Origin of the sequence: Peribacillus sp. TH14 (genome assembly GCF_016651145.1) — a bacterium.
Classification (GTDB): domain Bacteria; phylum Bacillota; class Bacilli; order Bacillales; family DSM-1321; genus Peribacillus; species Peribacillus butanolivorans.
In genome coordinates this window covers 3827631-3841626 of sequence record NZ_JAEKEK010000001.1, presented here as the reverse complement: position 1 = coordinate 3841626, position 13996 = coordinate 3827631, and the positions used below count along the sequence as shown (strand labels likewise).

17 protein-coding genes and 1 other annotated feature (1 of these 18 running past the window's edge) are annotated in these 13996 nt (G+C 39.8%); of the genes, 1 reads left to right on the top strand and 16 read right to left on the bottom strand.

What is annotated here, in order from left to right:
* Window positions 1-58, bottom strand: a binding site (T-box leader) (it extends 117 nt beyond the left edge of the window).
* Window positions 59-116: 58 nt separating this feature from the next.
* From recO to rpsU, 15 genes are all read right to left on the bottom strand, one after another.
* Window positions 117-869: a DNA repair protein RecO gene (recO, locus tag JFU50_RS18630; RefSeq protein ID WP_056528660.1), complete on the bottom strand. Its 753-nt coding sequence runs from the start codon at window positions 867-869 to the stop codon at window positions 117-119.
* Between the two features lie 33 nt (window positions 870-902).
* A complete protein-coding gene (locus JFU50_RS18625; RefSeq protein ID WP_083450815.1) occupies window positions 903-1046 on the bottom strand; it encodes a YqzL family protein in 144 nt (47 codons plus the stop codon).
* A gap of 99 nt (window positions 1047-1145) precedes the next feature.
* Window positions 1146-2075 carry a GTPase Era gene (gene era, locus JFU50_RS18620; protein ID WP_053346995.1) on the bottom strand — a complete coding sequence of 310 codons (930 nt, stop codon included), beginning with the start codon at window positions 2073-2075 and terminating at the stop codon, window positions 1146-1148.
* On the bottom strand, window positions 2068-2496 hold the full coding sequence (locus JFU50_RS18615; RefSeq protein WP_376102825.1) for a cytidine deaminase: 429 nt from the start codon (window positions 2494-2496) through the stop codon (window positions 2068-2070). The genes era and JFU50_RS18615 overlap by 8 nt, the downstream gene beginning before the upstream one ends.
* Before the next feature lie 9 nt (window positions 2497-2505).
* Complete coding sequence (locus JFU50_RS18610; protein WP_098177895.1) at window positions 2506-2883, bottom strand: diacylglycerol kinase family protein; 378 nt, start codon at window positions 2881-2883, stop codon at window positions 2506-2508.
* Window positions 2861-3337 (bottom strand): rRNA maturation RNase YbeY, encoded by a 477-nt coding sequence (ybeY, locus tag JFU50_RS18605; RefSeq protein ID WP_201185850.1) that lies wholly within the window; start codon window positions 3335-3337, stop codon window positions 2861-2863. The genes JFU50_RS18610 and ybeY overlap by 23 nt, the downstream gene beginning before the upstream one ends.
* Window positions 3334-5505 (bottom strand): HD family phosphohydrolase, encoded by a 2172-nt coding sequence (locus JFU50_RS18600; RefSeq protein ID WP_201185853.1) that lies wholly within the window; start codon window positions 5503-5505, stop codon window positions 3334-3336. Before JFU50_RS18600 ends, ybeY begins: the two co-directional genes overlap by 4 nt.
* A gap of 192 nt (window positions 5506-5697) precedes the next feature.
* The gene (locus JFU50_RS18595) at window positions 5698-6660 is read right to left on the bottom strand and encodes a PhoH family protein (RefSeq protein WP_057218726.1); all 963 of its coding nucleotides are present in this window, start codon (window positions 6658-6660) and stop codon (window positions 5698-5700) included.
* A 3-nt stretch (window positions 6661-6663) separates the two neighbouring features.
* Window positions 6664-7851 carry a sporulation protein YqfD gene (yqfD, locus tag JFU50_RS18590; RefSeq protein WP_201223632.1) on the bottom strand — a complete coding sequence of 396 codons (1188 nt, stop codon included), beginning with the start codon at window positions 7849-7851 and terminating at the stop codon, window positions 6664-6666.
* A gap of 15 nt (window positions 7852-7866) precedes the next feature.
* The gene (gene yqfC, locus JFU50_RS18585) at window positions 7867-8151 is read right to left on the bottom strand and encodes a sporulation protein YqfC (protein WP_053347001.1); all 285 of its coding nucleotides are present in this window, start codon (window positions 8149-8151) and stop codon (window positions 7867-7869) included.
* A gap of 125 nt (window positions 8152-8276) precedes the next feature.
* The gene (locus tag JFU50_RS18580; protein ID WP_201223631.1) at window positions 8277-8780 is read right to left on the bottom strand and encodes a hypothetical protein; all 504 of its coding nucleotides are present in this window, start codon (window positions 8778-8780) and stop codon (window positions 8277-8279) included.
* Between the two features lie 22 nt (window positions 8781-8802).
* Window positions 8803-9816, bottom strand: coding sequence for a flotillin-like protein FloA (gene floA, locus JFU50_RS18575; RefSeq protein WP_397444186.1), 1014 nt, complete (start codon window positions 9814-9816; stop codon window positions 8803-8805).
* A gap of 43 nt (window positions 9817-9859) precedes the next feature.
* Window positions 9860-11179, bottom strand: a complete 1320-nt coding sequence (locus tag JFU50_RS18570) for an NfeD family protein (RefSeq protein WP_397443438.1) — start codon at window positions 11177-11179, stop codon at window positions 9860-9862.
* 308 nt (window positions 11180-11487) lie between these two features.
* Window positions 11488-11931, bottom strand: coding sequence for a GatB/YqeY domain-containing protein (locus tag JFU50_RS18565; protein ID WP_057218734.1), 444 nt, complete (start codon window positions 11929-11931; stop codon window positions 11488-11490).
* 14 nt (window positions 11932-11945) lie between these two features.
* On the bottom strand, window positions 11946-12119 hold the full coding sequence (gene rpsU / locus JFU50_RS18560; RefSeq protein WP_028391853.1) for a 30S ribosomal protein S21: 174 nt from the start codon (window positions 12117-12119) through the stop codon (window positions 11946-11948).
* Between the two features lie 235 nt (window positions 12120-12354).
* On the opposite strand from rpsU, the gene JFU50_RS18555 reads away from it, so the two are divergent.
* Entirely contained in the window at window positions 12355-13287 is a 933-nt protein-coding gene (locus tag JFU50_RS18555) for a Na/Pi symporter (protein WP_201223630.1), read from the top strand.
* 29 nt (window positions 13288-13316) lie between these two features.
* Here JFU50_RS18555 and deoC read toward each other — a convergent pair whose 3' ends face one another.
* A complete protein-coding gene (deoC, locus tag JFU50_RS18550) occupies window positions 13317-13988 on the bottom strand; it encodes a deoxyribose-phosphate aldolase (protein WP_056528625.1) in 672 nt (223 codons plus the stop codon).
* Between the last annotated feature and the right edge of the window lie 8 nt (window positions 13989-13996).

Sequence of the window (13996 nt, the reverse complement as noted above, 5' to 3'; positions counted from 1 at the left end):
ATCCCGGGTTCGCTTTTTATGGAGAATGACAGATACTCTTTTCCATCAACGCAATCTTCTTATTTTAATGATTAGAATTTTATACAATCAAGCCTGGAATGTCAATAGGTCAAATCTTAAAACATATCTTTCATCGTATCAATCTGTTTTAAGAACTTTTTTGATTTTAAATGGAGGCCTGAATACTCTTCATAATAAGCATCAATGATTTTCTGCAGTTCTTTTTTCGTTTCAGGCTTAACCGAAATGTTTCCGAGCCTTGATAAATCCAAATAATAAAATATTCGCAGCAATTTAACGGCTGCGGGTGAAATTTTATAGTGATATGGGTCTTTTCCCAGACAGCGGTGACAAATAAAACCACCTTCCCGTAGCGAGAAGGAGAATTCTCCTTCTGTTTCACCACAAACAGCACATTGATTTAGTACTGGGTTAATCCCGTTGACGGGCAGCATCTTCATTTCGAAAATAAATTTCAAAACCTCCGCGTCATATTCTTCGTTTATGTAATGCAAGGTTTGCGAGAGTAATTCAAACAGATATGGATTTGGTTTCTTATCATCTACGCTTTTATCAACCAATTCAACAATGTATGAAGCATATGCAGTGGCAAAAAGGTCCTCCCTTATAAAACGAAGGGAGTCGACCATTTCTCCTTGTTGAAGACTTCCGAGTCCGCTTGATGTAGAAACAAGGAAATACCCGGAGCAAAAAAGTTGGGTGACGGCAGCAAGCCTGCTATTAGGTTTACTGGCTCCTCTAGCCATAACTCCAATTTTCCCTAGCTCACGGGTATAAATAGTAATAATTTTGTTGTTTTCTCCATATGCAGTCCGTCTTATGACAATGCCTTCACATTTTTGGAGCATACCAAGACACCACCCATGCTTGCCAAGACTATCTTATGAAACAGGAAAATCAATATCTGCTAGCTCATCACTCAATACTAAGGGTCTTTCCTGTCTTTCGACTTCTATCTCCTTAAACAGCAAATAGGTGTCCACATTACCTGTTTCACTAAATAACTCCCAGGTAAAATCCAACATATAAAGCCCACCTTTCATTTTTAACTAGCAATATAAATATCCGACCATATGATTAGCTTGACCTTTTTCCACACTTTCATGAAGCGTAAATTTTGCTAATTAATACTCACTTTCATTGAAACCATAATCGCGAAGTTGGCTCGCTTTGTTACGCCAATCCTTCTGTACCTTCACCCATAGTTCCAGGAATACTTTCGAGCCTAATAAATTCTCGATATCAACCCTCGCACGGCTACCGACTTCTTTCAACATTTTCCCTTGCTTACCAATAACAATACCTTTTTGTGAATCACGTTCTACCACAATCGTAGCCATAACATTAATTGTATCACTGTTATCCATTTTTTTTATTGAATCGATAACAACAGCCACTGAATGGGGAATCTCCTCCCTAGTCAGGTGCAGAACTTTTTCGCGGACCAATTCAGAAATAATAAAACGCTCCGGATGATCAGTTACTTGGTCAGCTGGATAAAACTGTGGACCTTCAGGAAGATGCTCCTTGATTTGCTCAAGCAGTGTATCGACATTATTGCCTTCAAGCGCTGAGATTGGAACCACGGCCGCGAACGGATAAAGCTTTTGATATTTCTCAATAATTGGGAGTAAATCATCAGGGTGCATAGCATCAATTTTGTTGACTACAAGGAAAACAGGTGTTTTTACGGTTTGTAGTTTTTCAATGATAAACTCATCACCACGTCCGTATCCTTCTGTCGCATTAATCATGAAGAGAATCAAATCGACCTCTTTCAATGTATTTGTTGCTACCTTCATCATAAAGTCCCCAAGCTTATGCTTCGGTTTATGAATACCCGGTGTATCAATGAATATCATTTGTGAATCGTTTTGTGTAAGTACACCTTGAACCTTGTTTCTCGTTGTTTGCGGTTTATCACTCATAATGGCAATTTTTTGACCAATAACCCGGTTCAAAAATGTACTCTTGCCAACATTAGGTCGTCCTATAATCGAAATAAAACCTGATTTGTAACCTTTTACTTGTGTTTCGTCAAATAGTTTATTCATTTAAATCCTCCGGTGAAAAAGCTCCTGGAAGCAATTCCTGTACTGTTAGTTCTTTAATATCCCCGTTTAAGTTGGTTAAAACAACCATCATATCTTGTTCACATAGTTCTGAAATAACCTGCCTGCACGCTCCGCATGGGGAAACAGGACGATCAGTATCTGCCACGACTGCTAGTTTTGTGAACTTCTTATCATTATGGGCATAGGCACTAAATAAAGCGGTTCTTTCTGCGCAATTGCACATACTATATGCAGCATTTTCTATATTGCACCCATGATAAACCTTACCATCGGCAGTTAATAAAGCAGCCCCTACTTTGAATTTTGAATAAGGTACATAAGCCTTTTCCCTTGCTTTTTTAGCTTCCTCAATCAATTCATTCGTATTCAATTCACATCTTCCTTTCAAATTGGATACCATTTCAACCACCTATAGACCAAACTTCGGCAAAAAGATAATCAATCCAACTATTATAGAAAATATAGCATATATGAATACAGCTCCGGCTGCAATATCTTTTGCCTGCTTAGCAAGGGGATGGATTTGGTCTGTTACCAGGTCTACAACTCTTTCAATCGCTGAATTAACGAGCTCTAATGTAATCGTACCAGCAATGGCAGCCAAAATGAACAGCCATTCCATCCCATTCAATGAGAAATACCAACCAAAGAATACGACGATTACTGTTAATACGAAATGAATCTTTATATTACGTTCTGTTCGAACTGCTTCCAAAATCCCCTGACAGGCAAAAGAGAAGCTTTTTATTAAAGGATACTTTTTTTTACCCTTCTCTTGAAAGTCCATATTCTTCCAAGATCTCCTTTTGTTTAGTAAACATCACTTTTTCATCTTCTTCAGTCATGTGATCAAAGCCTAGTAAATGAAGAAAACCATGAAGAGCTAAAAACCCAAGTTCACGGTCAAAAGAATGTCCGTATTCTTCTGCCTGCTCCTTAGTACGCTCAATGGAAATAATAATATCACCCAGCATACGAGGCATTTCGGCCCCGATAATTTCTACTTCATCTTCACCCATCTCTTCCAGTGCAAAAGAAATGACATCGGTAGCTGCATCTTTATGGCGATATTCTTTATTGATTTCCTGAATTCTTCTATTATCTACAAAAGTGACAGACAGTTCCGTATCTTCTTCAATATTTTCTTTTTTAGCCGCAAATTGCAGAATACTTTCAACAAGGTTCTGAGCTTTTTCCGTAACTTCGTTCGTTTCATCCATTAAATCGATTGCTAAAATCATTCTTTCACCTTCTGTCCTAATTTTTCCGGCTCCGGATATTCAATCCTGGAGTGGAAGATACCATTAAGCGATTCACATAAGGAATGCTTCACGATACTTAATTCTCTCATAGTAATGTCACATTCATCAAATTGACCGTCTTGAATTCTGTCCTGAATAATAAAACTTACCAGCTCTTCAATCTTCTCAGGTGTAGGGTGCTGCATCGATCTCACCGCGGCCTCTACACTATCAGCAATCCCTATGACAGCGACTTCCTTCATTTTCGCTCTCGGGCCTGGGTAACGGTAACAGGCTTCAACTGTCGTATCATCCTGCTTCTTCGCCTTATGATAGAAAAATTTCAATAAAGTAGTCCCGTGATGCTGCTCCGCAATATCAACAATCTCTTTCGGGAATTTATGACTGCGCAACATCTCACCACCATCAACAGCATGGGCAATGATGATATCCCTACTCGTTTCCGGCTGCAGTCGATCATGCGGGTTTTCCTCATTCATCTGATTCTCGATGAAAAAATGCGGACGTTTCGTCTTGCCTATATCATGATAATAACTGCCGACCCTTGCAAGCAATCCATTTGATCCAATAGCTTCACAAGCTGATTCCGCTAAATTGGCCACCATTACACTGTGATGGTAGGTTCCTGGTGCTTCAATTAAAATTTTTCGTAGTAAAGGGTGGTTTGGATTTGAAAGTTCGATTAGCTTCATCGATGATAAGATCCCGAAACCTGCCTCAAAAAACGGTAACAGGCCCATTGTCAAAACAGCTGAACCCACTCCCGATCCTATTGCTGCAGCAGCATAGTACAAATACTCCATTTTAGTATAATGCCCGTCCATTATAAAGATAAGCGAAAATACAAATGCCATATTGATTAAAGACATCAGAAGTCCTGCAATCAGAACTTTTGATTTGAAATTGGGGCGCGATAATATAATGATTGCCGCCAAACCCCCGAAAATAATATAAAGTCCCATAGAGAAATCTAGATTTCCAGGTGTATCACCATTAAATATAATCGTACCATACGAACCTAATAAAATAATCATTGCTACAGCTAGCTTATCATTCAATAAAATCTTAATAAGCATAGCCGCCATGGCACCTGGGAAAATGTATTCTAAATTCGAATTTTTAAGATCTGCGAAAACACTGACAGTTTTCATAGTTGCCATCGAAAGGATAAAGACAAGACTGAAGATCAATAACTGATTGTATTTGTTATCCCTTTTGGAAATTGAAATGTAAAAAAAGTAATAAAAAGCTCCAAAAGTTAAAAGGATAAATAGCAGTAGCCCAATATAAGGATAAATGGTAGACTCTGTACTTAAAAAACCTGCCAGTTCAAGTTGCCTGTACACATCCCGGTCTACTAACTGATTTTCTTCAACAATAATCTGCCCCTGAAGAATTCTAATAGGCTCTACGCTTTCGACTGCTTTCCTACGTTGCTCCTCGGTTTTATCCTTATCGAAAAACACATTTTGGATGATTGCCGTGCGTGCAAGGGAATTAGAGGCTTTTTTCATATCGCTATTAATGCTCATATACCCTAATTCTTCTACAACCTTTTTCTTGGCATTTTCGACATCACTGGCCGCAATTCGTGAGCTCATCACATTATTAACAGCCGTGATTGTTGAGTCTTTTGCAATTTCCAGCTCATCTTCATTCGCCTGCACTAAAGCAAGGAAAACAGAATCCTCAATATTTCTATTGACTTCATCTGTCAATTTTTCTTTTAAAATGGAAACCTTCTGAGCATCAGTTTTTATTGGTTCCTTTTTATCTTCCTTTCCTTCCTCTTTTTTATCTCTTTCAGGATCTGTTTCTTTATTCACCTCAATCGCCGAATCAAAAATGGATGAAATCAGATCGACTTTATTTTTGGCGTATTCTTTTTTTAATGTATAGACATCCGCCACTTGTTTTGAAATCTCTTCTTTTTCTTGTTCGGTCTTATATGTATCTTCTACAGTCTTTGTTGAACGAATAGTTTGTTCTGCCGGCTTAAAAAGCTCTACCTGGACTTTTTCCGGTTTGACATTGGAAAACATTAATCCATACGTAAACAAACCAAGTATCAGAAACAACAGTACTTGAAAAAAACGATGGACCAATAGCCCCTTTATTTTAGTAAAAAATTTCTGGATACGATTCAAGGAAGGTCCTCCTATAAAAAAGTGATGTAATATTCTAGATATGTAAAATCATAACAGTTTTCTTGTTAATTTTCACCCTGGTTATGATAAATGTAAAGCTTCTTCCGTTCTATTTCTACTTTTTGCTAATAAAGACACACAATCTACACACAGCACGAAAAATCCGCCGAGTGGAATTGGCGGATTTTTTTCTTATTCCTTTGCCTGCTCGTAAGCAGTAATGATTTTGGCTACAAGTGGATGTCTTACAACATCACTTTGTTCAAAATAAACAAATGAAAGACCTTTAACATTTTTCAAGATTTCTTCAACCCGAACCAAACCAGACTTCATTCCTTTGGGAAGGTCAATCTGTGTACGGTCTCCCGTAATGACCATCTTTGAACCGAATCCAAGCCGAGTTAAGAACATCTTCATTTGGGCTTCAGTCGTATTTTGTGCCTCATCCAAGATGACAAATGCATCTTCAAGCGTACGTCCCCTCATGTAGGCAAGAGGAGCAATTTCAATCGTTCCACGTTCTATCATCCTTTGGGTCTGTTCCATCCCCAGAAGGTCATGTAGGGCGTCATATAACGGCCGTAGGTACGGATCTACTTTTTCCTTCAGATCTCCTGGCAGGAAACCTAGGCTTTCACCCGCTTCAACAGCCGGTCGAGTCAGGATAATTCTTTTAACATGGCCATTTTTTAATGCATTAATCGCCATCACTACAGCAAGGTAGGTCTTCCCGGTTCCAGCAGGCCCAATTCCAAATACTAAGTCTTGCTTCTTTATAGCTTGAATATAGTATCTCTGACCGATTGTTTTGACTTTAATGGATTTCCCTTTAGCTGTTTTAGCGATTTCCTCTTCATATAATTCACCGAAATATTCCAAGGTCCCTTTTCTAGCCAATTCAATTGCATATAGAACATCCCTGGAACTGATTGTAATTCCTTTTCTAATTACTGTTAATAGTGCTTTCAATATTTCCTGACCCATTGTTACCCGCTCGATTTCTCCAGCAACACTGATTGCTTCACCTCGGGTAATAACTGAAATTCCAAGCTCTTCTTCAAGCACTTTTACATTTGAATCCCCATTGCCCAATAAAGCAATTGCTTCATTAGGTGATTCTATTTCTAACTTAATTACTTTCACATCATCTGCCATTCGTTAGTCTCCTTGAATGATTGGCTGTCCAATCGCTATATCTTCAATAACTTGGTAATGTATAGATAATTTAACTTTACCATTCTCTATGCTTTCGTGCAAAATTTTTTCTCCCACGATTTCATCTTCCTCATCGAGCAGCTTTTGCAAATCGGCTCGGGCCATTTTTTTACCTTCCTTTATCGCTTCTTCCTTCGTATAACTTCGGACAATATCATCCTTGCTCCTTAAGGTCACAACTTTATAGGAAATAGGCAGTTCCCATTGAAGAAAGTGAAACGGCCTCACAGTCGTTTCTTTTTCCTGTTTTTCATATCCCTGATCTTTGAAACCCCAGATTGGCAAAGAAAAGCCACTCATTTTTATATAGTGCTTACTCGTTTCATTTCCGTTTAAAACAGAAAATTTAGTTTTCAATGGAACCTTCACTTCCGCTTTATACCATGTTTTCCCTTTTATTACTCCCTGAGCTGATACAATTTCCGGCTTGTCTTCTTTCCCAATCACACCTGAAACAAGAAGCTGCCCTTTGCCGACATAATCATTTACGTTTACTATAGATTGTCCTTTTTTTACGAACAAATCAGTGATTATTGCTTTTTTCGAAGCTACCAAATTCTGTGGAGACGTTTTCTCGATTTCTTTCGGTTGCCGTTTTTCAACAACTCTAAAATGGTAAGTTGTTCCCTTCAGCTCAACTCCCACCCACGTTAATGCACCAATCCGATCAGATAATTTACGCTGGATTGTATCCACATCATCAACAAAAAATTGCACCTTACCAATTTTCAAGCCCATCTTGTCCAACTCTTTTCGGATGGCATGCTCGGTTGCCGGCTTTGCACCTTGCACATCAATGCCCCAAACCATATTGGAAAGTACAAAAATACAAAGCAGGAAGGCAATTAGACCAGCCAAAAACCCGCTATTTTTCATAACTCTCTTCAATAGGAACGGAACGCCTTTTCCCTGCATGAACTTTACTTTGCAGTCACTTTTACGCATAACCTGACGGAGCTTTGGAATATCTCTAAAATCCATATGAAAAATTAGAGATTCACTTCCAACACGCTTCACATCCCAGATATGAAGCCCTCTCCTTGTCAGCATGTTAATCAACCGTTCCGCACCTCTGCCATAAGCCTTCACTTTAACATAGCCTGTATAGTAGTTTGTCCATTGGTTTTTCATGGAGACCTCCCGGGATCATTCATTGATAAAATATACCTTGTCAATCTTGCCTTCGAGCATGATTTCTTCCGGCAAAATCGTCTTAATGACAAAGGCTGTTCCCTTTATTAGCAGCTGACCATTTTTCAGCATCAATCGTACTTCACTGTCAGTAAAAGCTAATAAGCCACGATGATTTTCAATATAAATATGTAATTGTCCGATCATAGTAATTCGCGGCAGGTCCATCATGACATCTTGCGGAAGGTCCATTGTTTTGGTCATAAGCTGTTTCATTTTTTTTCCCCAATTACGAGCCATAAAAAAGAACCCCCTTTCATCTCAATGTATGAAATGAAAGAGAGTTCTAGCACAAAATTATAAAGGAACAAAAGTCTATTTTTTTATTGCATCAAATACATAATGCACACAGGTCCCCTATCGAGTTATCTCCTTGACCTCTGAAGACTTCGCTTCGCCCTTGGCGGTCCCAGCACTTCTGACATGATGATGCCATCAATCAGCTGTTTTTTGCCAAAAGACGGTCCTTTGCGATAGACCGGACTGTTATTATCAGATATCGCTGATGTAATTTGATCCGCCTTCGCTTTTTGATATAAACGCTCTTGATCGTACTTCTGCTGCAGACGCCTAAGCTCCGCAATCCTTTTGTTAGCTTCAGTTTTCGTCTCATCGATTACTTCAGCAGCCTGTGCTGCCTGCTGTTCGACTTTCCTTACGGGAGCAGGTGCAGGCCTTTGCTGTTGATTACCTTGTGCCATTTCACCTTGAAGCTCCCGGATGACCTCCTGCCATTTCTTTTTCGGAGGCGTGTTTGGATCACCACTTTGCTGAGGCTGCTTTTTCTTTCCTAACATGGACGTTAAAATACCGATCAAGACAATGATAAGGAATGGGTTCTTGAGAAAGAAATCAATAAAATCTCCCATTTAAAGACCTCCCTTTCCTGATCTAATTATTATTATTGTTATTGTTATTATTACTATTATTGTTAATGTTGTTATCTTTTGGATTGTCGGATATTTTACTGATGGAATCACGCATATCCGTATCAGCCGTGATATTTTGGATATTCATATAATCCATCACTCCAAGGTTTCCACTTTTTAGTGCATCTGCCATAGCCAACGGAACTTCTGCTTCGGATTGGACAACCTTCGCTCGCATTTCCTGAACGCGGGCAACCATTTCCTGTTCAAGCGCAACAGCCATGGCACGTCGTTCTTCTGCTTTTGCCTGGGCAATTTTCTTATCCGCTTCGGCTTGGTCTGTTTGCAAGATCGCCCCGATGTTTTTCCCGATATCCACTTCAGCGATATCAATGGAGAGAATTTCAAATGCTGTTCCTGAATCCAACCCTTTTGATAAAACTGTTCTTGAAATCAAATCTGGATGTTCCAGTACATCCGTGTGCATTTTCGAAGCACCAATTGTCGATACGATCCCTTCCCCTACACGGGCAATGATCGTCTCTTCACCGGCACCACCGACTAGACGTTCAATATTGGCACGAACCGTGATCCTTGCCTTCGCTTTTACTTCAATCCCATTCATTGCTACACCAGAGATGAACGGAGTTTCGATCACTTTCGGGTTAACGCTCATTTGAACAGCTTGCAGTACATCACGACCAGCAAGATCAATAGCCGCACCTCTTTCGAAAGGTAACACGATATTCGCACGTTCCGCAGCAATTAATGCATTCACGACGCGATCGACATTACCGCCTGCAAGGTAATGGCTCTCCAATTGATTCGTTGAAACATTGATTCCAGCCTTATGGGCCTTAATAAGTGGATTGACAACTCTGCTTGGTATAACGCGGCGAAGCCTCATCCCAACTAATGTAAAAATACTGATTTTGACTCCTGCCGCTAAGGCGGAAATCCATAACATTACTGGTACGAATGTGAAAAATACTGCCAATACGATGATAGCAGCAATCACTGCCAGTACAATAAAAATCGTTCCTGAACTTATCACTTAATGATTCATCCTTCCTGTATCTTTAATTTGATTCCGGAATTTCCCGGACGACAACCCTAGATCCTTCAACTTTAACAATTATGATTGCCGAACCTTTGGAAACAAAACTTCCTTCAGTCACGACATCAACTCTTTCATCATTAATCAAAGCTGTTCCTGAAGGCCTTAAATCTGTAAGAGCCTTCCCTTCAACACCTAATAAATCCACTCGATTCGGATTGCTCACATACCCTTGTTCCGTTTTTGTTGCATCGGTTAATATCATTTTCCTGAAAAATTTCATCTGTTTTCCAAACACCTTTACAAGTAGGATGAATACCAAAATGGATACGGTAATCGCAATTAGCAAGGAAATCGTCATATGAACAGGATCACCTGAAGCGAGGAATAAACTTCCCACAATCGAGGTAAACCCAAGCAGCCCGATAATCCCCCCTGGGACAAAAAATTCTACTAGTACAAGAATGATTCCAATAATGAACAATGCTAACGATTCGTACCCGGTGATACCTGCGACAAGATGGCCATAAAAGAACAACACAAGACTGGAAATCCCTATAACACCCGGAATTCCAAAACCAGGTGAAAACAATTCAATCACAATCCCGATTCCTGCTATTGTTAATAAAATAGGAATGACAATTGGATTGGTCAAAAAGCGGGCAAGTTTCTCAGGAAAGCTTTCTTCGATAGATCGAATATCGGCATCCTCAACCCCAAGTATACTATACAGCTCTTCTATCCCAGAAACGGTACCTTCACTATAGCCAGACTTTTTAGCCTGTTCCGCTGTAAATGTCAGCAGCTTTCCGGTTTCTGCACCATATTCAGGAAGGTTGATGTCTTCATCCGCCATCGCCTGGGCAAAAATCGGGTCGCGTCCATTTTGTTCAGCAGCAGTCGTCATGGCAGCAAGCCAATAAGATTGCGCTTTCTTTCCTGCAGCGTTTCCTGATGAATCAATAACGGCTGCTGATCCCATTGTCGCACTCGGAACCATATAGATTTCATCGGCACTCAGAGAAATATAAGCGCCTGCAGAAAGAGCTCTGTTATTGACGTAGGCAACTGTCTTTATTGGTGAATCGGACACTAACTTAGCAATTTTCCCTGCCGCATCAACAGCACCACCAGGGGTATTCACCTCGAAAACGACAAGATCTGCATTAGCGGCTTCTGCAGTGGTCAACGCACGTTCTAAAAAAGCAGAGAGTCCCTTTTCCACCGTTTCTTCAATTGGAACATGGTAAACGATCTTCTCCTTTGCAGAAACAGCCGGCACCATCAGTGAAGACATGGTAAACAGCAATCCAAATAAGAGCAAAGAAATATAACGCCAAATTTTCAACGGAACGCCTCCTTTCCCGTACTTAACGCTGTAAGCGGCCTCCGATTTCCGAAGAATACTTACCAGATAAATTCAGCCCGTAACTAAAAATTGAATAAGAGGCCCCTGCAAATGAAGCTACCCTTTACTCTGTTCCTTAGTTATTACGTATGTATATGAAAAAGGTTTCAAAAAAAGCAAATAAATTTAAAAGTATCCATAATATCTCGCCATTTGTCCCAATAATATACGCATAAATATTGTAATCTAATCCTTTAATACACAAAAACCACAGGCAATTTGCCTGCGGTTAGGTTTCGAGTTTAAGATAGATGTTGTTGTACTAAGTTGTTTACTAGAGAACCATCTGCTTTACCTTTAACTTTAGGCATTAAAGCTCCCATAACTCTCCCCATATCTGCTTTGGACGTTGCATTGACTTCTTCAATTGTTTGTTTAACAATTTTAGAAATCTCTTCTTCTGAAAGTTGCTCAGGCATATATGCCTCTACGTATACTAGTTCGGTGCGGACTTTATCCACGAGATCGGAACGACCTGCGTTTTCAAACTCCTGGAGGGAGTCTTTGCGTTGTTTTAATTCGCGAGAGAGCACTGTCAATTCTTCATCATCTGTTAAATCTTGTCTCAGCTTTAGAGCTTCGTTTTGAATAGAAGCTTTCAGCATCCGAATAACAGATAGTTTGTCCTTTTCCTTGTTCTTCATCGCTTGTTTCATATCATTATTTAAACGCTCGAGAAGACTCATCTTTCCACCCTCTCTTAGAATTTACGTTTTCTTGCAGCTTCAGACTTTTTCTTACGTTTTACGCTTGGTTTTTCATAAAATTCACGCTTCCTAGCTTCCTGAAGCGATCCTGCTTTAGATACAGTACGTTTGAAACGACGAAGAGCATCTTCAAGCGATTCGTTTTTACGAACGACGGTTTTAGACATCTCTTTCCCTCCCTCCGAAAACAACACACTAACTCAAGTTGTCAACATGTTATACATGTACTAAACAATTATAATATATCATCTTTAACAGGTCAACCAATAAAATCAAACTTATTTCGAATATTATCATGTTTATGTCATAATTTTTCACTAAACAATCATTCTAGAGCAAAGAAATCCTTTTTATAGCATGTCTACCCCCTTTTGACCATAAGCTGATTAAGGGGTGAGAGTCATGTATGAGCTAATTTTATTTCTATTATTCATTGCGATATTTTTAGCCGGTATGGCTGTTTTACGTATCGGATTGTTCAATATGTCCGGTGCTGCATTAAAAACTTTCCTCTCAAAGGTAACAGATAGACCCTGGAAAGGTTTTTTTGCCGGTACCATTTTTACAGGAATTCTCCAGAGCAGCTCAGCGGTCATGGTTATGACGGTCGGCCTCGTTTCTGCTGGAAGTTTAACTTTCCCACAAACAATCGGTATTATTCTAGGAACAAATATCGGTTCTACCTTCACAGCAGAATTTATGACCATTTCCTTGGATCGTTGGATAATTCCTGGTGTCATCAGTGGTGCTATTCTTTGTTTAATGCCAAAAGTATTTTCGAAAAGCGCTGGGATGTCCCTGATCGGTATCTCAGCTATCTTCGCAGCGATGAGTGGCTTTAAAATGCTTTCGAAACCTATTGCAGTCTATCCATCAGTTCAGACTCTAATCAGCAACATAGAGGATCATATGAGTATTGCTCTATTGGCTGGTATCTTGTTAACGGCAATGATTCACTCTAGCTCCGCGACTATAGGAATAGCAATGAGCTTTTTAATGAGCGGGGAGTTATCCGTCGCTTCCGCCATTATCATGATGCTCGGCTCTAATATAGGCACTTGTATCACTGGCTACTTGGCCAGCATCGGTTCTGGTAGACAAGCTGCTTTTACAGCTTATGCACATATTTGGTTAAATGTAATCGGAGTTGCAGCTTTTCTCCCTCTTGTGGACGTCCTAGAACGAACAGCTGCTTTTTTCACCGATGATAAGGGTACACAACTCGCGCATGCTAGTGTTATTTTCAATATCGTGACTTCCTTGATCGTTTTACCATTTGCACGTCAATTTTCCAACTTTATTTTATTGATCCATCGTCCGCATATAAAAAAATAAGCCGCACTCTTAAGAATGCGGCTTGTAAATTAATAATCAGAGTCAGCTGTTAAGCCCTTTAAGATGGAGACACCTGCACTCGCTCCAATTCTTGTTGCACCCGCTTCAATCACTTTCTGAGCATCACTCGTGTTACGAACTCCGCCTGAAGCTTTAACGCCGATATCTGGTCCTACTGTTTTTCTCATAAGCGCAACATCTTCAACTGTTGCACCGCCAGTTGAAAAACCAGTTGAGGTTTTAACAAAATCCGTTCCCGCTTTTACGGCAAGTTCGCAAGCACGGACTTTTTCTTCCTCAGTAAGTAAAGAGGTTTCAATAATTACTTTTGAAAGAGCTTTACCTGTCGATGCCGCTACCACAGCTCGAATATCCCGCTCTACCAATTCATTATCCTTGTCCTTTAATGCGCCGATATTGATCACCATATCAACTTCGTGTGCGCCATTGCTGATGGCGTCTTTTGTTTCAAAAGCTTTAGTTTCTGGTGTAGTGGCACCTAAAGGGAAACCAATTACCGTACAAACTTTTACTTCTGAGCCTTCTAAAAGCTCACTTGCATACTTCACCCAAGTCGGGTTTACGCATACTGAAGCAAAATTATACTCTCTCGCTTCTTCACATAATACCTTTATTTGCTCTTTCGTTGCATCTGCTTTTAATAAAGTGTGGTCAATTAAACCTGCTACATTTTGTGACATTTATATTC